Source organism: Actinomadura meyerae, assembly GCF_900188445.1.
Taxonomy (GTDB): Bacteria; Actinomycetota; Actinomycetes; order Streptosporangiales; family Streptosporangiaceae; genus Spirillospora; species Spirillospora meyerae.
This window is the reverse complement of the sequence record NZ_FZOR01000038.1, coordinates 1-21263: the sequence shown is the minus strand read 5'-3', so window position 1 is coordinate 21263 and position 21263 is coordinate 1. Positions and strand designations below refer to the sequence as shown.

The following is a 21263-nucleotide window of genomic DNA, read 5'->3' as shown; positions in this document are numbered from 1 at the left end:
CCATCCCCTCCCTGGACCGACGGATGCCGCCTGCCGCGCAGCGTGTTCCCCACCGATTCTGGCTTACCCGTGTCCTCCTCGCCTGCCACGATCCGATACCAGAGTGTCACGGCGGGTCGGCCGGTCCGGCCCGGGCCCGATGTCGCCGAGCAGGGCGCCGAGAGCGGTGGTGTGCATCTCGCGCGCCGCCCCCACGATGGCGTCGTGGGCGCCGATCGCCTCGTCGAGCGAGTCCAGAAGGCCGACGATCTCCCGCTGCCGTTCGATGGGCGGCAGGAGCACCGGAAGCTCGCGGATCCTCCGGATGCTGATCGTGGGGAGCACCGCGGACGTGGCCGAGCGGCGGACCCATTCGACCACCTGCGGGTGGCTCAGGTAGTGCAGCAGGTAGCTGGGGAGGATCCCGCCCCGCGGACGGAGGAGGACGCAGCCGCTTCCGATCAGCCAGCCGGTGTGCCGGTCGTCCGCCAGCGCCACGCGGTCGATCGTCCCCGTACGTACGGCTACGACGTCACCCGGCCTCAGGCGGCATTGCGGTACCGAGGCCGCGAACTCCGCCGTCGTGTACTCGACGCCCTCGTCATCGATGCGGCGGTTCCGGATCTGCCTCGCGGTGACGACGGGGACGGACGGATCCCCGTCCGGGAGCCTTGTCCTGGGCGGGCCCGGCTGGACGGTGCAGAGTTCTTCGAGCGGGGACCGGTCCCACGCGCCGTCTTGGCCGCCCTCTTCGGGCCCCTGGGCGACGAAGGCGTCGGTGAGCGCCGCGACCTCCTCGTCGATGCGTCTGGCGGACGCGGCAAGATGAGCGATGTGTGCGGCTGAGTGCCGAAGTAGCGCAGCGGACTCCTCCCGGTCGATGCCGCTTTTCCCCGAAGACAGGTACTGCCCGGGGCTCAGGGAGTATCCCGCGGTGCGGAGTTCGTCCAAGCCGACCGCCCGCGCCGGCATCGCGGGGGTGCCGGAGCCCCGGCCCCCGAGCCACTCCTGGTAGATGCGGACGATCTCCGGGAAATCGCTCTCGGTGGCACCGCCGGCGTCGATCATGAGAACGTCCTGGCGCGAACCGCGGTCCTTCTCGAGGACCCAGATGGCGACCGGGATGCCGGTGCTGGCGAACAGGCCCCCGGGCAGCAGGATCACGCACGCCACGAGCCCGGCTTCGATCATTCCCGCACGGATGGCGCCTTCGGCCTTCCGCGTCGAGAAGGTCGCGTTCGGCGGGATGACGGCGACGGCTCTGCCGCCCGGAGCCAGCCGGGCGGCGATGTGCTGGAGCCAGGCGAAGGTCGCGTTGTTGCCGGGCGGCGTGCCGTAGACCCAGCGCGGGTCCGCCGGCGCCACCTGTTCGGCCCAGTGCATCGCGAACGGTGGATTCGAAACGATCAGGTCGTAGGACTCGCCGGGGTCGGCCGGGTGGCGCAGATCGTCCAGAGCATCGGATGAGAGATGCGCCGGGATGCCGTGCAGAGTGAGGTTGATGCCGGCCCACAGCGCCGGTCTGGGCGACAGTGCTCGTCCGGTCACGGGAGCCGAAGCCGATGTCTTGATCGACTCGGCCACGGAGAGCAGCAGGTCGCCGGATCCGCAGCACGGGTCCAGGATGCGATCGCCCGGCTCCGCCGCCGCGAGACCGGCCACGAGTTCGGTCACCGAGCGCGGCGTGCGGAATTCTCCGCCCCGATGCCCCTCTTGGCGGACGATCTCATCGAGAAGCCGTGTGATGAGGCGGGCGACCAGCGTGGCCGAGGGTGTGGAGTGCGCAGGGGCCAGGGAGTCCACCAGCTCGATCAGGGATATCGGATCCCCATGGGTGGCCGGAGGCAGCTCATCGGCCACCCGCAGGGCGTGATGCGAGAGCCACTCGTGTGTGGGCCGCTCACCGACGTGCCGGTCGATCGTCTCTCTCAGGACGTCGGTGAAGTCCCGGGCGCCGTGTGCCTCCGATGCCAGCCGCGACCAGCTCTGCGGGTCGGTGGACCGCAGGTAGAGCAGGATGAGGACCACATCGGTGTAGGCGGCGGGGTCGCCGACACCGCTCATCGCGCGGGATCGCCTCATGAGAAGTGAGCTCAGCCGGCGCGCCTGCTCCTCGTCGTGGTCCCGATGCGGTGGAGGGTGAAAGGTACGCGCCTCGACCGGATCATCCTGGAGGTGGCCCGGGGGCACCGTAGCGGCGGTGTCAGGGCTTTCGGCCTCGTACGTCCGGCGGAACCGTTCCCCGAAGGTGCTGCCCGGCCGCTCGTCCGGGCGCAGAACCTTCGCGGACACGCGTCGTGCGTCGAGCCATCGCGCGACCTCCGCGGCATCGAACAGTTCCCGCGGCGAGCGCTCCGTAGGCGCGGGAAAATCGGCGTGCCTGCGGCGCCAGTTCGTCACCGCCGGCCGTTGGACACCGGCGCGGCGCGCGATGTCGGCCATGGACACCAGTGTTCCCGGAATGATCACGGCACGCGCCTCCTAGAAGCTGGACGAATGGACGCCCGCGCACACGTCGGTCCTGCGGGAGAGTACGTCGGGAACGCGATCGAGCCGCCGTGCCTCTCCGGCAAGTTCCGGTGAGATGTACTGCATCAGCCGGTAGACGGTCTGATGGTCCTTCGCCAGGTCGCGATGGTGGATGGGCTCGTAGTGCATCACGCGATTGCGGAGCAGCACCGTGGAGAGCAGGTCCCTGTGCAGCCCGTCGCGACGGCCCGAGTAGCCGGGGAACGCGCGGTGGAGACAGGGGACCCAGAACGACCGGTCGTTGCGGCGGCTGAGAAGCTCCACCCAGAAGCCGAAGGTCAGCTCGGCGACGACATCGTCGGGGACGAGGGGACGGATCTCCGCTCGGCGGGCGGAGTTCTTGCGCGCGTTGGCTCGCGCCCGTGCGACTTTGCGTCCCCCCTCCGGGGAGAGCGGGGCAGCGCTCCACCAGTCCTCTCGGCCGTACTTCTCCCGCAGGCGTTCGTGAAGCGCGTTGCGCAACGCCACTTCCAGGCAGTGCAGCGGGCCATAGAAGGCCGCGGACGCCTGCAAGTTCCACCAGTACAACCTCCGCGCTCGCTCGGGATCGCCCGCGGCGGCTGTGACATAGGACGCGAAGCGTGCTTGCGACAACGCCTGGGGGAGCCAGACAGGGGGGTGGCCGTTCACGACGTGCCCTTCTCACCTGGAACGATGGGGCGGCTGACCGGGGCTGTGCAGTTGGTCCACGAGTGTCGTGGAGGCTGGGTGCTATAGTCGTGGCTGGAAGCCCCGGGTCCGCCTCTGCTGCGCATGCCGCCCGGGGCACAGCCTTTTCATGAAGTACTACGGCCGGCCAGTCGGTCCGGCGGCCACCGCGTCTCCGCGACATGGACGATGCTATGGCTTGGCGTCACAGCTCGCAACTGCATTGCCGGTGGTGTTTTTGTTAACCCTTGTCCGCGTCCGGGGGCAGGCGCCAGACGTGCTCGTCGTCGCGGGTCTCGCCGGTGGCGACCATGCCGATCTTGGACGCGACGGCGGTGGAGGCGCGGTTGGCGGGGTGGACGGTCGCGACGATCTCGGCGATCCCGTGGGCGCGCAGCCAGTCCAGCACCGCGCGGGCGGCCTCGGTCGCGAAGCCGAACCCCTGGTAGGGCATGCCGATGACCCAGGCGACAGATGCGAGGTGCCGGGGCGGGCCCGGCGTGACCGTCGACCCGGTGGAGGCGGGACCCACGGCGAACCCGGGCGGGGCCGGGTGGACCGTCGCCTGGACGTAGCCGATGGCCTGCCCGTCCCGGGCGCGGCGCACGATCCAGTTCAGCCACCACTCCTGGTGGAACGGCGCGGGGCCCGCGACCAGGTGCGCGTAGCGGGCGCGCAGCTCGTCCCGGGTGAGGGGCTCGCCGCCGATGTAGCGGTGCAGGCGCGGATCGTCCAGGACGGGCGCCATCTCGTCCGCGTGGTGGACCGCCAGCGGCTCCAGCAGGAGGCGCGGGGTCCGGATGGCGTCCGCGATCGGCCCGTACACCCGCCGATCGTATGCCGCCCGGCGGGCGCCGGCCCGGTTTCAGAGCCGCCGTGTCCAGATGCCGGCCGGATGCTGCTTCGGGTTCAGCCACAGCCACGGCTGGGCGTGCCGGAACGGCAGGTCGGTGCCGGGCTGCCAGGGGAACAGGCCGTCCCGGTTGGGCCAGACGACCTGCAGGACGGGCAGCGGCGGCCGCCGGTAGAACGCCACCGCCCCGGGGAGCAGGCCGTCGTACCAGCGCGGGTCGACGTCCCGGAACGCGGCCTGCTGCCCCCGGACGACGCCGTCGCGGCGCTCGCCGTCCGCCGGGGCGGAGCCCTCGGCGGTCTGCCGGCCGAGGGCGTTGAGGACCTCCTCGGTCTCGTACACGTCGCCGCCGAACATCGCCAGCTCGGGCGCGCCGTGGCTGTGCCACAGGCCGATCGTGTACGCCCAGCCGGGCCCGTCCGCGTCGGGCTGCACGAGGACGACGCTCCACCCGTACTGCGTGATGTGGACGATGGTGCGGAGCTGGAAGTTGTCCAGGCGGTCCCGGTCGCCGTAGTCACGGCAGATGACGCACGTGCACGAGGGGCGGTCGCCGGACATGACCCTCAGTTTACGATCAATCGACCCAGGGTCGGCGCCCGTCCCGGGATGGAGGGGTGCCGCGGCTCCGTCCCCCGGCGTGCCCGCCGGCCGCGCGTGGGTCAGTCGACCGGCAGCCGGCTCAGGCCCGCGTACAGCGAGTCGGTCTGCGGCCCTTCCGGGCCCAGCTCGGGCCGCCACTTCCACGGCCGGGTCAGCCCCGGCTCGACCAGCTCGAAGCCCGCGAAGAACGAGGCGATCTCCTCCGGCGGCCGGAACACGATCGGGCTGGTGGCCTTGCGGTACACCTCGACGACGCGCTCCAGCTCCTCGGCGGGCGTGCCGTCGGTGGTCAGGTGCGACAGCGCGAAGTACGAGCCGGGGGCCAGCCGCTCCCGGAAGGCCGCCACGATGCCGGCCGGGTCGTCCTCGTCGGGGATGAAGTGGAACAGCGCGATCGACAGGACCGCGACCGGCCGGGAGAAGTCGATCAGGGCGCGCAGGTCCTCGTGGCCGAGGATCGCGTCCGGGTCCCGCACGTCGGCGGTGATGACGGTCGTGGTGGCGTTGGTCGCCAGCAGCGCCCGCCCGTGCGCCAGCACGATCGGGTCGTTGTCGACGTAGACGACGTGGGCGTCCGGGACGACCTCCTGCGCGACCTCGTGCACGTTGCCCTGCGTGGGCAGCCCCGTGCCGAGGTCGATGTACTGGTCGATCCCCGACTCGGCGAGATGGCGGACGACCCTTTGCAGGAACCGGCGGTTCTCCCACACGGTGGCGTGGCACAGCATGTCACCGACGGCGGCCTTGACCTGCTCGGCGGCCGCGCGGTCGACGTCGTAGTTGTCCTTGCCCCCGAGGAAGTAGTCGTACATGCGCGCGGGCGAGGGCGTGCCCGTGTCATAGGAGGAGAGGACGCCGTCGCCGCCCATTCGAGCCACCTCGATCATGGATCCGGAAGGGGCCTTCATGATCCCATGCGGGCGCGGCGCCGCGCAGCCCTTCGCGGTCGCGAAAGCCCGGCCCGGTTCGCTTCCGCCCGCCCGCGCGGGCTGTTGCTGCGGCCCGTACGGCCCGCCCCGGACCGAGCCCCGAAGGACTCGGTCGCAAAGCCCTTTCATGACACGCCAATGGTCGTCCTCCACGGCTCCACTTCTCCGCCTGGAACAATTCACGCGTGCCCGAAGCCCGCGATCACGGACCGCTGCCGCCCTTGCTGATACTGCTCACGGTCATGGCCGGATTGGTGGATTCCGTCAGTTATCTGGTCCTGGGCAATGTGTTCGTGGCGAATATGACCGGAAACATCATCTTTCTCGGGCTGGGTCTTGGCGGCGGGCAGGGGACGGCGGGGAGGATCCTCTCGATCGCCCTCGCGGTCGCGTGCTTCAGCGCCGGGGCGGCCACCGGCGGGCACGCGGCCTTCGCGCGGATCAGGCACCGGGGCCGCCTGCTCGGGGCGGCCGCCGCGACGCAGGCGGGCGCGCTCGTCGCGGCCGCGCTGATCGTCACCGGCCCCGGCCATCTCCGCGAGACGGAGCGCCAGGCGGCCATCGCCGTGCTGGCCCTCTCGATGGGCTGGCAGTACGCGATCGTCCGCCGGCTCGGCGTGCCCGACTTCCGGACGGTCGTGATCACCACGACGCTCACCTCGCTGGTCGCCGACAAAGCCGAGGCGAAAGAGCGGATCGCGCGCCGCGCCCTGTCCGTGGCGGCTTTGCTCGGCGGCGCGGCGGTGGGCGCCGTGCTCATCCGGAATGTCTCGATCGCGGCTCCGCTGTGGTGCGCGGCCGTGATTCTCGCCGCGGTCGCGGCCGCCGCCTTCATCACCGCGCGCCGGCCGGGCGCCGGCGACTGGAGCTGACCTCCGCCGACCGTGACCGCTTCCGGCCGTGCGGCCGGGCCCGGCGGACCCCGGAATAATGGCGGTGCGGAGCCCGCTGTACTGTCCGACGAAGGACAGGAGGGGGGACAAGGAACATGGCAACCGAGAGGGCCCTGCTCGCGGGCGGCTGTTTCTGGGGCATGGAGGAGCTGTTCCGCCGGCAGCCCGGAGTGGTCTCCACGCGGGTCGGCTACAGCGGCGGCGACGTCCCCAACGCCACCTACCGCAACCACGGCTCCCACGCCGAGACCATCGAGGTCATCTACGACCCCGACCAGACCGACTTCCGGGCGCTGCTGGAATTCTTCTTCCAGATCCACGACCCGACGACCCTGAACCGCCAGGGCAACGACATCGGCACGAGCTACCGCTCCGCGATCTTCTACACCTCGGAGGAGCAGCGGAAGGTCGCCGAGGACACCATCGCGGACGTCGACGCCTCCGGCCTGTGGCCGGGCAAGGTCGTGACCGAGGTGACCGAGGCCGGTGACTTCTGGGAGGCCGAGCCGGAGCACCAGGACTACCTCCAGAAGTACCCGAACGGCTACACCTGCCACTTCCCCCGCCCCGGGTGGAAGCTGCCGAAGCGGGCCGCCACGGCCTGAGCCGGCGGGAACGCCGCTTCTTTGAGAACCGCCATCGCGGATGCTCCCATGCATCCGCGGTGGCGGTTTTCTGCGAATGCGGTGTATGGGGCAAGTGCGTGGGCGGCGGACCGCCGGGCGGCGGGCGAGCGGCGCCGCGCGGCGTGTGAGCGGCGCCCGGCGGCGGGCGAGGGCTTGGACGCTCGCCGGGGCCGGCTGCCTCGGCGCGATGGTGGGGGCGCAGGTGCTGTCGGGGATCCGGCCCGAGCCGGTCCGCCTGACGAGCAAGGTCGTGGTGCTGCTGGGCGCGGGCGCCGTGGCGTTCGCCGCCGGACGGGACGGGATCGGCCGCGCGGGCGGGGCCTTCGGGGCCGCGGTGGCCACCGGGTACGCCGCGGAGTGGATCGGGGTCCGCACGGGGGTGCCGTTCGGGCGGTACTCCTACACCCCGCTGCTGCGTCCGCAGCTCGGCGGCGTCCCGGTGATCGTCGCGGTGGCGTGGGGCGGCATGGGGCTGGCCGCGCACGCGGCCGCGACCGCGATCGTCCCGGAGGGCGGGCCCGCGCGCTGGGCGGCGGGAGCCGCCGCGCTGACGGCGTGGGACCTGTTCCTGGACCCGCAGATGCTCCGATTGGGCCTGTGGCAGTGGGCGGACGAGGGCCCGTACCGGGGCGTGCCGATCAGCAACTTCGCGGGCTGGCTGGGGGTGTCGCTGCTGGTCATGGGGATGATCGACCTGGTCGCCGGGCGGTCGGAGGCGGCCGCGTCCGGCGGGCTCGTCGCGATCTACGGGGTGATGGCGGCGATGGAGACGCTGGCGTTCGCGGCGGTCTTCGAGCCGCCGGACCGGGCGGTGGCCGCGGCCGGCGGGGCGGCGATGGGGGCGTTCGCCGTCCCGGCCGCGGGGTCGTTCGCCGTCCGGGCGTGGAGGCGCCGATGCCCGAGGTGATCGTCGTCGGCGGCGGGGTCGGCGGGATGGTCGCCGCGCTGCTGCTGGCGCGGAGCGGCCACGAGGTCGGGCTGTACGAGCGGCTCGACCGGCTCGGCGGCAAGCTCGCCGAGCGCGAGCGCGAGGGGTTCGCCTTCTCGCTGGGGCCGTCGCTGCTGACCCTCCCGGGGCTCTTCCGTGAGCTGGGCGTGACGCGGGAACTGCTGGAGCTGGACGAGCTGTGCCGCTACCGCTTCGCCGACGGGTCCGAGTTGCGCGCGCACCGCGACCCCGGCCGGATGGCGGCGCGGGTCGAGCGGCTGGCTCCCGGGGAGGGGGAGGCGTGGCGCGCCTTCCACCGGTGGGCGGCGCGGTGCCTGGAGGCGTCGCGGCGGACGTTCTTCGCCGGGCCGCTGGGCCGCCGGCCCGAGGAGGCGCGCGTCGGCGACCTGCTCGCGGTCGCGCCGGGCCGGACCCTGCACGGCCTGGCCCGCCGGTTCTTCCGCGACCCGCGGCTGCACCAGTACGTCGGCCGGTACGCGACGTACGCGGGGTCGAGCCCGTACCGGGCGCCCGCCGCGCTCGGCTGCGTCCCGGCGATCGAGCACGGGGACGGCGGCTGGTACGTGCCGGGCGGGCTGCCCCGGCTCGCCGACGACCTGGCCCGACTGCTGGCCGAGGCGGGCGTGGACGTCCGCACCGGCACCGGGGTGGCGGAGGTGACCGCCGGCCGGTCGGCGGTGTCGGGCGTGGTGCTGGACTCGGGGGAGCGGGTGCGCGCCGACGCGGTGGTGGTGAACGCCGACGCGGCCGCGCTGTACGGCCGGCTGTCGCCGGACCGGCGCAGGCTGCGCCGGATCGGCCGGCTGGGCCCGTCCTCGTCGGCGTTCCTGCTGCTGGCCGGGGTGGAGGGACGCACCGCCGGGCTGCCGCACCATTCCGTCGTCTTCTCGGCCGACTACCGGCGGGAGTTCGGCGACATCTTCGAGCGCCGGGTGCCGCCGCGGGACCCGACCGTCTACATCGGCTGCTCGGCGGTGGACGACCCGTCCCAGGCCCCGCCCGGAGCGGAGAACTGGGTGCTGCTCGTCAACGTCCCCGCCGGTGATCCGGGCCGCTGGCCGATGTCCCCGGACGCCTACCGCGACCTGGTCCTGGAACGGCTGGCGAGCCGCGGGCACGACCTGTCGGGGCGGCTGCGGTTCGTGGAGCGGTTCACCCCGGCGGACCTGCGCGACCGGTACGGCGCGTGGGGCGGGGCGATCTACGGGACGGCGTACCGGGGCGCCTTCGCGCCGCTGCGCAGGCCGGGCAACCGGGGGCCGCGCCGCGGGCTCTACCTGGTGGGCGGGTCGGTGCATCCGGGCGGCGGGCTGCCGCTGGTCGCGATGGGCGGCCGGATCGTCGCCTCCCTCGTCGAGCGGGACTTCCCGGCCCGGACGGGGGTGCGGGCGCGATGAGGATGCTCACGCCGCCGCAGGCGCTGGCCGCGGGGGTGGCGGCCGCGCGGCTGGCGCGCGGCCGGGACCGTCCCCCGCCCCTGGTGCCCGGCCGCTCCGGCCCGCCGCCCGAGCCGGTCTCGGTGGTGGTACCGGCCCGCGACGAGGAGTCCCGGATCGAGGGCTGCGTGCGGCCCCTGCTCGCGGACCCCGGCGTGGCCGAGGTGATCGTCGTGGACGACGAGTCGCGCGACGGCACGGCCCGGATCGCGGCGCGGTCGGGCGCGAAGGTCGTCACCGGGGCACCGCTGCCGGACGGCTGGGTCGGCAAGCAGTGGGCGCTGCACCAGGGCGTGCACGCCGCCGCGGGGCCGATCGTGGTGCTGCTGGACGCCGACGCGCGCCCCAAGCCGGGGCTGTGCGCGGAGCTGGCCGCGCTGCTCGGCGGCTTCGACCTGGTGTCGGCCGGACCGCGGTTCGTCTGCGGCGGCGTGGCCGAGCAGGCGCTGCACGCCTCGTTCCTCGCCGGGCTCGTCTACCGCTTCGGGCCGATCGGCCCGGCCGCCACGTCGCCCGCCCGGCTCCTGGTCAACGGGCAGTGCATGGCCTTCCGCAAGGACGCGATGCTGCGGGCCGACGGGTTCGCGCGGGTCCGCGGCCACCTCACCGACGATGTCGCCCTCGGCCGGCTGCTCGCGGGAGACGGCTGGCGGATCGCCTTCCGGGACGCCGGAGCCCTGCTGGACGTCGACATGCACGACTCGGCCGCCGGCGTCTGGCGCGAGTGGGGCCGGTCGATCGCGCTGCGGGACGTGACCGGGACCGGCGGGCTGGCGGCCGATCTCGCGGTCGTCTGGCTGACCCTCGCGCTGCCGGCGGCGCGGCTGGCCGCGGGGCGTCCGACGCCGCTGGACCTCGGCCTGCTCGTCCAGCGGCTCCTGCTGGCGGCGGCCCTGCGCGGCAGCTACGCGGACCCGCGCACGGGCCTGGCGGTCTCGCCGCTCCTCGACCTGCTGACGGCGGCGCGGCTGACGTGGTCGGTGCTGCGGCCGGCGCGCACCTGGCGGGGACGGACCTACGGCCGCCCGGCGGTCAGGCGCGGCGCGCCGCCACGGCGGCCTGACCGAAGCGCAGCCCGATGAGGGACATCAGCGCTCCGGTGCCCGCGACGTGCCGGGCGGGCGCGAAGAGCAGCTGCAGCGCCGGCAGGGAGAACACCGCCGCGCGCGCGCCGAGGGCGAACGAGCGGGACGCGAGGCCCACCCCGGCCAGCACCACCGTGCCGAGCGCGAACGCCGGCGGGCAGATCACCGCGAAGCCGCCCGCGAAGGCGAGGATCGAGCGGCCGCCCCGCCGTCCGGCGAACGCGGGCCAGGCGTGCCCGGCCATCGCACCGCCGACCGCCGCGTACACGACCGGGACGGCGGCGCCGTCGACCGTCCCGAGCACGCCGGTCCGGCCGCCGCCCGCGGCCAGCCCGAGCAGGCCCGCCGCCGTGCCCTTGAGCAGGTCGCCGGCGAACACGGGGACGGCGGCCTTCCAGCCGAGCTGCTCCATCATGTTCCAGAAGCCGGGGTTGCGGTCCCCGACGTCGCGCGGGTCGAAGCCGTGGGCGCGCCCGACGAGCACCGCGACCGGCACCGAGCCGAGCAGGTAGCCGCCGATGGCCGCGCCGAGCACGGGAGCCGCCGATTCCAGGGACATCGGTTCCGGGGTCATCGCCTCGTTCCACCTCATCCGGTACGCGGGTGCGGACGCCATGCGGTACATGGCGTTCGACCGGCCGCTGCTGCGCCGCACCCGCGGCCTGCCGTTCTGGCGGCTGCTGGGCACGGGCCGGGGCCGGTCCATGAGCCTGGGCGCGGACCTGCGCCGCTGGGCGCTGTTCGCCGTGTGGGACGGGGAGTCCGCGCTGGAGGAGTTCCTCGCGGCCTCGCCGGTGGCCGCGCGGTGGCGGGAGGAGGCCGAGGAGTCGTGGCACGTCCGGCTCGCGCCGCTCGGTTCCCGCGGCCGCTGGGGCGGCCGCGACCCGTTCGCCGCCGCTCCGCCCGCCCGGCGGCCCCGCGCCGGGCCGGTGGCCGTGCTGACCAGGGCGTCGATCCGTCCCAGCCGGCTGGTGGCCTTCTACCGGTCGGTCTCGGGGGTGGACGCGGAACTGCGCCGCCGGGACGGCTGCCTGGCGTCGATCGGGGTGGGGGAGTGGCCGCTGGCCCGGCAGGCGACGTTCTCGCTGTGGCGTGACGAGGCCGCCATGACCCGGTTCGCCTACCGGACGGACGCGCACCGCAGCGTCATCGACCGGGTGCGCGGCGAAGGCTGGTACGCCGAGGAGCTGTTCGCCCGCTTCACCCCGTACGCGAGCGAAGGCACCTGGGACGGGCGCGACCCGCTCAGCCTTCACCGCCCCGGGTGAGCGCCTCACGCGACCGGCCCCACCGAGGCGCGGCCGTCCGCCGGCACGGGCCGCTCCGCCGCGCCCAGCTCGGACGCGACCACGCATGCGCGGGCGATGGCGGTGGCGCGTGAGGAGCCGTGCCCGACGACGACCGTGCCCGCCAGTCCCAGCAGGGCGGCGCCCCCGTGGGTGTCCGCCGTGTAGAGCCGTGCGACCTCCGCCAGCCGGCCGGGCGGGGCGATGCCCGCGGCGGCCACCATGTCCAGGGTCGTCCGGACGCAGCCCTCGATGTTCTTCAGCACGACATTGCCGGTGAAGCCGTCCGTCACGATCACGTCGACCCTTCCGGACAGCACATCGTGCCCCTCCACATTGCCGTGGAAGCGGACCGGCATGCCCGGCAGCAGCTCGGCGGCCTCGCGGGCGAGCCGGTTGCCCTTCCCCCGCTCGGTGCCGATGGACAGCAGGCCCACCGACGGGTCCGGTACGCCCAGGGCGTTCCGCGCATAGGAGGCGCCCAGCACGGCGAACTGCGCGAGCATCTCCGCGGTGGGGTCGGCGGTCCCGCCGGCGTCGACCAGCACGGTGAAACCCGCAGGCGTCGGCAGCGCCACGGCCAGCGCCGGGCGCAGCACGCCCGCCCGCCGCCCGAAGGCGCGGACCGCGCAGGTCACGACGGCGCCGGTGGACCCGGCCGAGACCAGCGCGGCGTTCCGCCGCCGGGCGAGGGCGCACCCGACCACCAGGCTCGAATCGCGCCGGGCGGCGGCCCCCGCGCCGCGCTCGGCCATCGGCACGACCTCTCCGGCGTGCAGCACCTCGACCTCGCCGGCGCCGCCGTGCCGCCGCAGCTCCCGGTGCACGTCACCGGTCCGCCCGACGAGCACGACCGGGACGCCGTGGTCGCGGTGCGCCGCGAGCGCCGCCGGCACCGTCTCCGCCGGGCCGTGGTCGCCGCCCATCGCGTCCAGGACCACCGGATGCGCCGTCCCGCCCGGCCGCGCGCACCCGCCCATCAGCGCACCCCGGCGGGCCGCCGCCGTTCGGCGCGGCCGGCGGCGGAGGCGGCCAGCAGGTGCCGCGCGAAGATCGCGGCCCGGCGGCGGCGCGGCACCCGCGCCCGCGCGCGCAGCACGTCGTGGCCGGCCGCGGCGATCTCGTCCAGGATGCCGCCGTACAGGTCGTACGCGGCCCGGATGCACGGGCGCGACGACGGGGTCAGCAGTTCCACGCCGTCGAGGGCGCGGCGGTAGTGGTCGCGGGCGCGTCCGGCCTCGAAGGCCACCAGTTCGCGCAGCGCCCGTTCCCGGCCGCCGCCGCGCAGGTCGTCCTCGGTGACCCCGAACTTGGCGAGGTCCTCCTGCGGCAGGTACACCCGGCCCCTCGCCAGGTCCTCGGCGACGTCCCGCAGGAAGTTCGTCAGCTGGAACGCCCGCCCCAGCTCGCGGGCGGGCTCGCGGGCCTGCCGCGCGGCGCCCGGCACCGTCTCCAGGACGGGGAGCATCATCAGCCCGATCGCGGCGGCCGAGCCCTCCATGTAGACCAGCAGGTCGTCGTAGGTGGCGTACCGGGTGACGGTGAGGTCGGTGCGCATGGACCGCAGGAACGCGTCGAGGTCGGTGCGTTCGATGCCGAAGGAGCGGACGGTGTGCACGAACGCGGGCAGGACCGGGTCATCGATCTCCTCGCCCGCCAGGCTCGCGCCCAGCCGCAGCGTCACCTCGTCGAGGGCGGCGGCCCGTCCGCCGGTCCCGGCGGCCGTCTCGCCGCTCGCGTCCACGATGTCGTCCACGTGGCGGGTGAACCCGTACAGCGCGTGCACATGCCTGCGCTTCCACGCCGGCAGCAGCAGCGTCGCCAGGTAGAACGAGCGTCCGTGGCGGGCGTTGAGGCGGCGGCAGTGCTCGTAGCTCGCGGTCAGCGTCATCGGCGGCCTTCCAGGATGCGGGCGGCGGCGAGCCGCCCGGAGATCAGAGCCGGTGGGACGCCCACGCCGGGCGCGGTGTACATCCCCGCGAAGTGCAGGCCGGGGACGCGGCGGCTGCGGCCCGAGGGCCGGAGCCAGGCCGTCTGGCCGAACCGGTGGTCCAGCGCGAACGGCGTCCCGGCGGAGTGGCCGAGCCGCTCCCACGCCGGCGGGTCGAAGAGCAGCCGCGGCCGGTCCGAGAGATCGCCGTAGCCGAGGCCGGCGAGACGCTCCAGCAGGCGCTGCTCCAGCCGGGGGGCGAGCCGGTCCCAGTCGGCGCCCGACGCCGTGTTCGGGGCGGGTTCGAGCACGCTCAGCGTGGCCCGGCCCGACGGTGCCGCGGTCGGGTCGTCCTCGGGGCAGGTGACCAGGAGGCTGGGATCGGGCTGCGGCCGCCCGGCGGCCAGCGCGGCGGAGGCCGCCTTCCACTCCCGCCCGAAGTGCAGGGTGTGGTGCGCCCGGCCGGACGGCCGCCGGTCCAGCCCGATGTGCGCCACCAGGCACGACGGCGAGAAGTGCGGGCGGCGCAACCGCCAGTCCGCCGCCTCCTCCGGCAGCAGCCCCCGATGCGCGTGCATCAGGTCGCAGGCGATGACGGCGTGGTCGGCGCGGAGACGTTCACCGGTGTCGAGCCGTACCGCGCTGACGCCGGAGGTGTCGGTCTCGACCCGTTCCGCTCGCACGCCGTACCTGATCGCCGCTCCGGCCTTCTCCGCCGTCGCGGCCAAGGCGTTCGGGATGGCGTTCATGCCGCCGCCGACCGGGACGTAGACGCCGCCGACGGTGTCCATGTGCGCGATGACCGCGTAGATGGCCAGCGCCTTGGCGGGCGGCAGCCCGACGTACAGCGCCTGGAACGTGTGCGCCATGACCAGCCGCTTGTCGGTCAGCCGGCCCGCCACGAACCGGTCCAGGCGCCGGAACCCGCCCGCCGCCGCCAGCCTGAGCAGCGCCATGGGACGGGCCATGCTCCGCAGCCGGGTCATGTCCGCGTCGATGAACGACGACCACTCGGCCTCGAACATCGCCCCGAGCCGCCGCCGGAACCGCAGGTACCGGGCCGCCTCGTCCGGCCCGCACAGGCCGCGGACGTTCTCGGCCATCCGCTCCGCGCCCGGCACGACGTCCAGGTGCGAACCGTCATGGAAGGACAGCCGGTAGAAGGGGTCCAGGCGCCGGAGGGGCAGCCGGCCGCCGATGTCCTGCCCGGCCGCGCCGAACGTGCCGGCCAGCACGTCCGGCATGGTCAGCACCGACGGGCCGGTGTCGAACCGGTAGGGCCCCAGGTTCGCCGACCCGCAGCAGCCGCCGGGCCCGTCGCGGGCCTCGACCACCACGACCTCCCGCCCCCCGGCCGCGAGATGGATCGCCGCCGACAGGCCGGACAGGCCCGCCCCCACCACGACGACCGGGCCGCGTGCCGCCATCAGCGTCGCCCGGGCGGGCCGCCGGCCCGCGGCGCACGATGCCGGGAGCGCCGCGGCGCACGATGTCGGAAGCGCACTGTCTCCTCCTGCGTCGTCGTCCGTACGGTTCTGTCCTTTTCTTCGGGACCCGCCGGTCGACCGGTTGCACCCCTGTCGCGGTAAGTCGTCCGGTTTCGTGCCGATCGGCGGCCGATCGGCGGCTTCAGCACCGGGCGGCCGCCACGGCGGGCCTCTCGCGCCGGGCCTGCTCGGCCGCGCGGGCGATGCCGCGGCACATCGTCCCGAAGATCCGGTCGTGGAACGGCCGGAACGCCCACCAGTACGCGTGGCCCGCCAGCCCGCGCGGGTGGAACAGCGCCCGCTGCCCCAGCACGGCGCGCCCGTCCTCCTCCGACACTCTCAGCTCCAGCCAGGCCAGGCCCGGCAGCCGCATCTCGGCGCGCAGCCGCAGCAGCCGGCCCGCCTCGATCTCCTCCACCCGCCAGAAGTCCACGGTCTCGCCGATGCGCAGCCGGCGCGGGTCCCGGCGCCCCCGCCGCAGCCCGACGCCGCCCACCAGCCGGTCGATGACGCCCCGGGCCCGCCACGCGAGCGGGAAGGAGTACCAGCCGCGATCCCCGCCGATGGCCTCGACGACCTCCCACAGCCGCTCCGGCGGAGCGTCCGCCCGGCACGACCGGTCGTCGGTGTAGAGGCTGCCGCCCGCCCAGTCCGGGTCCGTCGGCAGCGGATCGCTCGGCGCCCCCGGGACGCTCGCCGACGACCAGCGCGTGGCGACGTCGGCCTGCCGGACGCGGCGCAGCGCGAGCGCGACCGACCGGTCGAACCCGGTCGGCCCGTCCGGCGGGGGCGGGACGTACCGGGCGATGTCGTTCTCGCGGCACACGACCTCGTTGCGCAGCGACTCCACCAGCGGGCGCGCGAGGGCGCCCGGGACCGGGGTGATCGCCCCCACCCACAGGCTCGACAGCGCCGGGCTCAGCACCGGCACCGGGACGATCAGCCGCCGCCGCAGCCCGGCCACGGCGGCGTACCGGCGCATCATCTCGATGTAGGTGAGCACGTCCGGCCCGCCGATGTCGAACCCGCGGTCGACCTCGGCGGGCAGGCCCGCCGACGCCACCAGGTAGTGCAGGACGTCCCGGATCGCGATCGGCTGGATCCGGCTGTGCACCCACTTCGGCGTGACCATCACCGGCAGCCGCTCGGTGAGGTGGCGCAGCATCTCGAACGACGCCGACCCCGAGCCGATGATCACCGCGGCCCGCAGCCACACCGCCGGCACCCCGCTGCCGAGCAAGATCCGGCCCACCTCGGCGCGGGACCGCAGGTGCGGCGACAGCTCCTCCTCCGGCTCCATGCCGCCGAGGTAGACCAGCCGCCGCACGCCCGCGTCCCGCGCCGCGCGGGCGAAGACGCGGGCCGCCTCCCGGTCCTTGCCGGCGAAGCCGCCCGCGCCGCCGATGGCATGGATCAGGTAGTAGGCGACGTCGACGCCGTCCAGCGCGCGCCGGGTCGCCTCCGGGTCGGTGGCGTCGGCCTCCGCGATCTCCACCCGCCCGGCCCACGGGTGGTCGCGCAGGCGCCGCGCCGACCGCGCCATGCACCGCACGCGGTACCCGGCGTCCAGCAGCTCGGGGACCAGCCGCCCCCCGATGTAGCCGCTGGCTCCCGTCACCAGGCACAGCCCCCGGTCGTTCACGATCGCCCCGAAATGATCATTTGCCCCCCTTGGTCCGTTCGCTCTACCCCCTCCTGACCTGCACAAGCATGCTCAGCGGTTGCGGCGGGCGATGTCGGCGTTCAGCGCCGTCGCGAAGGCGCACCACGCCGCGTACGGGACGAGCGCACCCGCCGCCGCGGTGTCGACGGCGGCCGTGCGGCGGATCAGGTCGGCGTTGCTCAGGTCGAGCAGCACCGTCCCGACCAGCCCCGCCTTCGTGCTGCGCCTGCCGAAGAAGAGCTGGTTCCAAGCGGCGTTCAGCGCGAGGTTGACTCCCAGGCCGGCGGCCAGTTCCCGGTGCCGGCGTCCACCGGCCCGTAGCAGGGCATGTCCGCCCGCCCAGGCGATCGAGGCGTACAGGGGCGTCCACACCAGGCCGAACGCCCAGGACGGCGGCTGCCACGCCGGCTTGGACAGCGACCGGTACCAGACGGTGTTGGCGTTGACGGCCTTGGATCCGATGGCCGCGGCCGCCGCCGTGGCCGCCGCCGTGGCCGCGTAGGTCAGCCTTGCTTCGGCGGCGGACCTCCGCCGCGGTCTCTTCGTCGGTTTCATGGCGTGCCCCTTCCCGCGGCGGGGGCGCCTGCACGCCTCCGGGGCGGCCGGGTGCAACCGGCGCCGCGACTTCCGGCGAAGACCTGGCAGATCGTACGCTCGGGCGGGATGAAGGGGAGCGGACGCATGAGCGGGCCGGCGGAGCGGGAGGCGGGCCTCGGCGTGGGCGCGGTCGCCCAGCGCCTCGGCGTCGCACCGGCCACCCTGCGCACCTGGGACCGCCGCTACGGCATCGGCCCGAGCGGGCGCAGCCCCGGCGGCCACCGCCGCTACACCTCCGCCGACCTGGCGCGGCTGGAGATCATGCAGCGCCGGATCCTCGCCGGCGCGCCGCCGGGGGAGGCCGCCCGGGTCGCGCTGGGCACGCCTGAGGGCGCGCCTCCGCCGCCGCGCGCGCACGGCGCCGGCGGCAACCGCGTCCCCGTGACCGCCCCCGGGCGGGACGAGCGGCAGGCGGCGGCGGTACGGGGCCTGGCCCGCGCGGCGATGGCCCTGGACCGGCCCGCGATGACCGACACCGTGCGGACCGCGCTGCGCCGCGACGGGGTCGTCCCGGCGTGGGACGGCCTCATCGTGCCCGTACTGGACGGCATCGGACGCAAGCACGAGGCGTCCGGCGACTGCGTGGAGGTCGAGCACCTGCTGTCCACGGTGCTGCTCGGATGCCTGGCGGAGACGGCGCCGCCCGAGCGGCCGCTCAACGTCCGCCCGGTACTGCTCGCGTGCGCGCCGGAGGAGCAGCACAGCCTGCCGGTGCACGCGCTGGGCGCCGCCCTGGCCGAGGCGGGTGTGGACGCGCTGGTCCTGGGAGCGCGCGTGCCGCCGGCGGCCCTCGCCGCCGCGATCCGCCGGACCGGGCCGAACGCCGTCTTCGTCTGGTCGCGGATCGCCGAGACCGGCGACCCCGCATGGCTCGCGGCGCTGCCCGCCTCCCGCCCGCCCTACCGGCTGATGACGGGTGGACCCGGCTGGTCGCGCGACCGGCTGCCCCCGCACGCCGCACCGGTGGCGACCCTCTCCGAAGCCGTCACGGAGCTGACGTCCCTGCTCGGGACGCGCTGAGCCGCCACCCGGCGCGAGGCCCGTTCGTTTTGCGCTGCCTTGTCACCGCTTCACCCAGCCTTAACTATGAACAAGTTTTGAAGCGATTTTCCCGGGCATCGGGGCGGCATGACCCTGGAACAGCGGCTCGCCCAAGGCGACGAGGCGGCGCTGAACGAGTGCTACACCGCGCTCGGCCCGCTCGTCCGCCGCCACGCCGGGAGGCTGGTGCCCGACCACGCCGTGGACGACGTCGTCCAGCTGGTCTTCCTGGAGGTCTGGCGGTCGCGCGCCCGCTTCGACCCGGCGCGCGGGCTGGAACCGTGGGTGCTGGCCATCGCCCGGAAGCGGGCCATCGACCAGCTCCGGGCCGAGGCGCGGCACTCCCGGCGGTCCGTGCCGCTGGAGGACACCGTCGGCGTGCCCGACGCGACCTCCGCCGTGGACGCCGCGTGCGACGTCCGCAAGGCCCTCGCCGGGCTGCCGGCCCCGCAGCGGCAGGCGATCGTGCTCGCCCACTTCGGGCAGCTGACCCAGCGCGAGATCGCCGACCGGCTGACCGTCCCGCTCGGCACCGTCAAGGCGCGCACCACCCGCGGGCTGCGGCGGCTGAGGGACCTGCTGTGACCCCTCCCGGACCGCCGCCCGCCCCGGTGCCGGACGCCCCGCGCCCCCGGCTGGCGGTGTCGAGCTGCCTGCTGGGCGAGCCCGTCCGCTACAACGGCGGCCACAGCCGCGACCGGTTCCTCACCGGGTCCCTCGCCGCCCACGTCGACTGGGTGCCCGTCTGCCCGGAGATCGAGATCGGCCTCGGCGCCCCGCGCGACAGCCTGCACCTGCTCAGCGACGGCCGGATCGTCGGCAAGGACCCGGGCCGCGACCACACCGGCGCGATGGCCGCGCTCGCCGGCGACCGGATCCCCGGCCTCGCGGACATCGACGGGTACGTGTTCAAGTCGCGCTCGCCGAGCTGCGGGCTCCTCGGCCTGCCGCGCTACGCGTCCGGGCGGCCGGGGGAGCGCACCGACGGGCAGCCGGTCGACCGCCGGGGCCGCGGCGTGTTCGCCGCCCTCGTCACCGAGGCGCTCCCGTACCTTCCCGTCGAAGAGGACGGCCGGCTCCACGACCCCGTCCTCCGCGAGCACTTCGTCGAGCGCGTCTTCGCCCAGGCACGGCTCCGCGGACTCTTCGGCGGCGGCTGGCGGCCCCGCGACCTGGTCGCCTTCCACAGCCGCCACAAGCTGCAGGTCCTCTCCCACGACCCCGCCGCCTACCGGCACATGGGCCGCATCGTCGCGCAGGCGGGCGCCCGGCCGCGCGCCGAACTGGAGGACGACTACCGCCGCGCGTTCGGCGAGGCGTTCGCCGTCCGTCCCGGACGCGGCCGGCACGCCAACGCGCTCCTCCACGTCTTCAGCCCGCTGAGCGCGCACCTGGACCCGACCCGGCGCGCCGACATCCTGGCCGCGATCGACTCCTACCAGCGCGGCGAGGCGCCGCTCAGCGTCCCGATCGCCCTGCTGCGCCACCACGCCGAAGGCGAGCACCTCGCCTACCTGGCGGAGCAGACCTACCTCGACCCGTATCCCGCCGATCTGCGCCTCCGGCACCACATCTGACCGGCGAGCGGCCCCGCTACGCCGTGTCCGGAGGCGGCTGCCGTTCGGCCCGGTCCCGCTGGAGCTGGGCGTTGATGCGCTGGGCCTCGGCGAGCTGGTCTTCGAGGATGATGATGCGGCAGGCGGCCTCCAGGGGAGTGCCCTGGTCGACCAGGTCGCGGGCGCGCTGGGCCAGGCGCAGCTGGTAGCGCGAGTAGCGCCGGTGCCCGCCGGGCGAGCGCTGCGGGACGATCAGGCGGGCGGTGTCGAGACTGCGCAGGAACGCCGGAGTGACGTCCAGCATCTCGGCGGCGCGGCCCATGCTGTAGGCCGGGTAGTCCTCATCGTCGAGCTTGCCTTCGAGCCCGCCTGCGTCCTCCGGGGCCTGCGCGTGCTGCCGGTCACCGGTCTGAGGCGGTTGGGTTGCTTTCACTAAACCTTCCGTACTGCCTTGGGTGGGCAGTGACGACGACAGGGGCCCCGGCGCCTTACCGCGGCGCCGGGGCCCAGAGGTACAACACCATCTACCGGCTCTGGCGAACCGGTCTTCCGCGTCGGCCGCCCAGACGAGGGCGGGGAAGCGGGGATCGCGTAAGCGTGACCGTAGACCACCGTCCAATCCGTGGAACTCCGGTACCCGCGCGGCGTGACTGGAGCCTGCAACGGGCGATCCCGATGGCGTCGGACCCTCCTTTCTTTGACATCACTACCGGTACTACGTGTTCTCGTGCGTACTTCTTCGTGCTGTGTACCGCTCCCGGCGACCCTGGGGTCACCGGGCCGACCGGCTGCCGGGGCCCCTTTCACTGCGCTGGCCCCGGCACGCCGGGTCGGTGTCTTCCGTACCTTCCGGCAGTTCGTCCTCTGCCGGACCTTCTGGACTCTTCTCTCTTCGATGACACCTAAGCTACCCGCTCCTCCTTCGAAAATCTACCTCGGCCACTACAGAGTTTCGTAGATCACACCCCCAGCTTCACGGGACACCGCGAAGGCGGCAGTGTTCGAGTGACCTCGGTCGTGGGAAGGTCAGCCGACCTCGGAGGGTGGCGCGTCAGATGGACGCGGCCGCCCCCTGCCTCTTGCAGTGGTCGACGATCCCGTGGATCTCCTTCTCGGAGACGTAGGCGTTCTGGATGCGCATGGGCTTGCTGGCGCCCATCGGCAGGAACAGCG

Annotated in this window: 21 protein-coding genes; 9 read left to right on the top strand and 12 right to left on the bottom strand. The window is 74.4% G+C overall.

Features of this window, described 5'->3' with window-relative positions:
• Nucleotides 1-63 precede the first annotated feature (63 nt).
• The 5 genes from CHF16_RS30245 to CHF16_RS30225 all read right to left on the bottom strand — a co-directional run bounded on the left by CHF16_RS30245 (nt 64) and on the right by CHF16_RS30225 (nt 5481).
• On the bottom strand, nt 64-2421 hold the full coding sequence (locus CHF16_RS30245; protein ID WP_143228173.1) for an N-6 DNA methylase: 2358 nt from the start codon (nt 2419-2421) through the stop codon (nt 64-66).
• Between the two features lie 39 nt (nt 2422-2460).
• Nucleotides 2461-3138, bottom strand: coding sequence for a hypothetical protein (locus CHF16_RS30240; RefSeq protein ID WP_089329557.1), 678 nt, complete (start codon nt 3136-3138; stop codon nt 2461-2463).
• A gap of 259 nt (nt 3139-3397) precedes the next feature.
• Complete coding sequence (locus CHF16_RS30235; RefSeq protein ID WP_089329556.1) at nt 3398-3982, bottom strand: GNAT family N-acetyltransferase; 585 nt, start codon at nt 3980-3982, stop codon at nt 3398-3400.
• Between the two features lie 39 nt (nt 3983-4021).
• Entirely contained in the window at nt 4022-4570 is a 549-nt protein-coding gene (locus tag CHF16_RS30230) for a DUF4262 domain-containing protein (RefSeq protein ID WP_089329555.1), read from the bottom strand.
• 101 nt (nt 4571-4671) lie between these two features.
• Nucleotides 4672-5481, bottom strand: a complete 810-nt coding sequence (locus CHF16_RS30225) for an SAM-dependent methyltransferase (protein ID WP_218826911.1) — start codon at nt 5479-5481, stop codon at nt 4672-4674.
• Between the two features lie 245 nt (nt 5482-5726).
• Here CHF16_RS30225 and CHF16_RS30220 point away from each other — a divergent pair, with 245 nt between their 5' ends.
• From CHF16_RS30220 to CHF16_RS30200, 5 genes are all read left to right on the top strand, one after another.
• Nucleotides 5727-6413, top strand: coding sequence for a YoaK family protein (locus tag CHF16_RS30220; protein WP_089329553.1), 687 nt, complete (start codon nt 5727-5729; stop codon nt 6411-6413).
• A 116-nt stretch (nt 6414-6529) separates the two neighbouring features.
• Nucleotides 6530-7039 (top strand): peptide-methionine (S)-S-oxide reductase MsrA, encoded by a 510-nt coding sequence (gene msrA / locus CHF16_RS30215; RefSeq protein WP_089329552.1) that lies wholly within the window; start codon nt 6530-6532, stop codon nt 7037-7039.
• An 85-nt stretch (nt 7040-7124) separates the two neighbouring features.
• On the top strand, nt 7125-7967 hold the full coding sequence (locus tag CHF16_RS30210; RefSeq protein WP_281259413.1) for a carotenoid biosynthesis protein: 843 nt from the start codon (nt 7125-7127) through the stop codon (nt 7965-7967).
• A complete protein-coding gene (locus tag CHF16_RS30205) occupies nt 7955-9406 on the top strand; it encodes a phytoene desaturase family protein (RefSeq protein ID WP_089329610.1) in 1452 nt (483 codons plus the stop codon). The genes CHF16_RS30210 and CHF16_RS30205 overlap by 13 nt, the downstream gene beginning before the upstream one ends.
• A complete protein-coding gene (locus tag CHF16_RS30200; protein WP_089329550.1) occupies nt 9403-10527 on the top strand; it encodes a glycosyltransferase family 2 protein in 1125 nt (374 codons plus the stop codon). Before CHF16_RS30205 ends, CHF16_RS30200 begins: the two co-directional genes overlap by 4 nt.
• Here the strand turns inward: CHF16_RS30200 and CHF16_RS30195 are convergent.
• The gene (locus CHF16_RS30195; protein WP_245869536.1) at nt 10478-11104 is read right to left on the bottom strand and encodes a glycerol-3-phosphate acyltransferase; all 627 of its coding nucleotides are present in this window, start codon (nt 11102-11104) and stop codon (nt 10478-10480) included. The two genes, CHF16_RS30200 and CHF16_RS30195, sit on opposite strands and share 50 nt — an antisense overlap.
• A 40-nt stretch (nt 11105-11144) precedes the next feature.
• Here CHF16_RS30195 and CHF16_RS30190 point away from each other — a divergent pair, with 40 nt between their 5' ends.
• The gene (locus CHF16_RS30190; RefSeq protein WP_245869534.1) at nt 11145-11798 is read left to right on the top strand and encodes a spheroidene monooxygenase; all 654 of its coding nucleotides are present in this window, start codon (nt 11145-11147) and stop codon (nt 11796-11798) included.
• A 5-nt stretch (nt 11799-11803) separates the two neighbouring features.
• Here CHF16_RS30190 and CHF16_RS30185 read toward each other — a convergent pair whose 3' ends face one another.
• From CHF16_RS30185 to CHF16_RS30165, 5 genes are all read right to left on the bottom strand, one after another.
• The gene (locus tag CHF16_RS30185) at nt 11804-12796 is read right to left on the bottom strand and encodes a phosphate acyltransferase (protein ID WP_089329549.1); all 993 of its coding nucleotides are present in this window, start codon (nt 12794-12796) and stop codon (nt 11804-11806) included.
• Nucleotides 12796-13707, bottom strand: a complete 912-nt coding sequence (locus tag CHF16_RS30180) for a phytoene/squalene synthase family protein (protein ID WP_089329548.1) — start codon at nt 13705-13707, stop codon at nt 12796-12798. The genes CHF16_RS30185 and CHF16_RS30180 overlap by 1 nt, the downstream gene beginning before the upstream one ends.
• Nucleotides 13704-15173, bottom strand: coding sequence for a phytoene desaturase family protein (locus tag CHF16_RS30175; RefSeq protein WP_089329547.1), 1470 nt, complete (start codon nt 15171-15173; stop codon nt 13704-13706). Before CHF16_RS30175 ends, CHF16_RS30180 begins: the two co-directional genes overlap by 4 nt.
• Before the next feature lie 202 nt (nt 15174-15375).
• Nucleotides 15376-16875, bottom strand: a complete 1500-nt coding sequence (locus CHF16_RS30170; protein WP_245869532.1) for an SDR family oxidoreductase — start codon at nt 16873-16875, stop codon at nt 15376-15378.
• A gap of 72 nt (nt 16876-16947) precedes the next feature.
• Nucleotides 16948-17451, bottom strand: coding sequence for a TspO/MBR family protein (locus CHF16_RS30165; RefSeq protein WP_089329546.1), 504 nt, complete (start codon nt 17449-17451; stop codon nt 16948-16950).
• Nucleotides 17452-17577: 126 nt separating this feature from the next.
• On the opposite strand from CHF16_RS30165, the gene CHF16_RS30160 reads away from it, so the two are divergent.
• The 3 genes from CHF16_RS30160 to CHF16_RS30150 all read left to right on the top strand — a co-directional run bounded on the left by CHF16_RS30160 (nt 17578) and on the right by CHF16_RS30150 (nt 20111).
• Complete coding sequence (locus CHF16_RS30160; RefSeq protein ID WP_245869530.1) at nt 17578-18513, top strand: MerR family transcriptional regulator; 936 nt, start codon at nt 17578-17580, stop codon at nt 18511-18513.
• A 108-nt stretch (nt 18514-18621) separates the two neighbouring features.
• Nucleotides 18622-19119 carry an RNA polymerase sigma factor gene (locus CHF16_RS30155; protein ID WP_089329544.1) on the top strand — a complete coding sequence of 166 codons (498 nt, stop codon included), beginning with the start codon at nt 18622-18624 and terminating at the stop codon, nt 19117-19119.
• 26 nt (nt 19120-19145) lie between these two features.
• On the top strand, nt 19146-20111 hold the full coding sequence (locus CHF16_RS30150) for a YbgA family protein (RefSeq protein ID WP_089329543.1): 966 nt from the start codon (nt 19146-19148) through the stop codon (nt 20109-20111).
• A gap of 16 nt (nt 20112-20127) precedes the next feature.
• On the opposite strand, the gene CHF16_RS30145 is transcribed toward CHF16_RS30150, so the two are convergent.
• Nucleotides 20128-20412, bottom strand: coding sequence for a helix-turn-helix domain-containing protein (locus CHF16_RS30145; RefSeq protein ID WP_089329606.1), 285 nt, complete (start codon nt 20410-20412; stop codon nt 20128-20130).
• Nucleotides 20413-21263 lie beyond the last annotated feature (851 nt).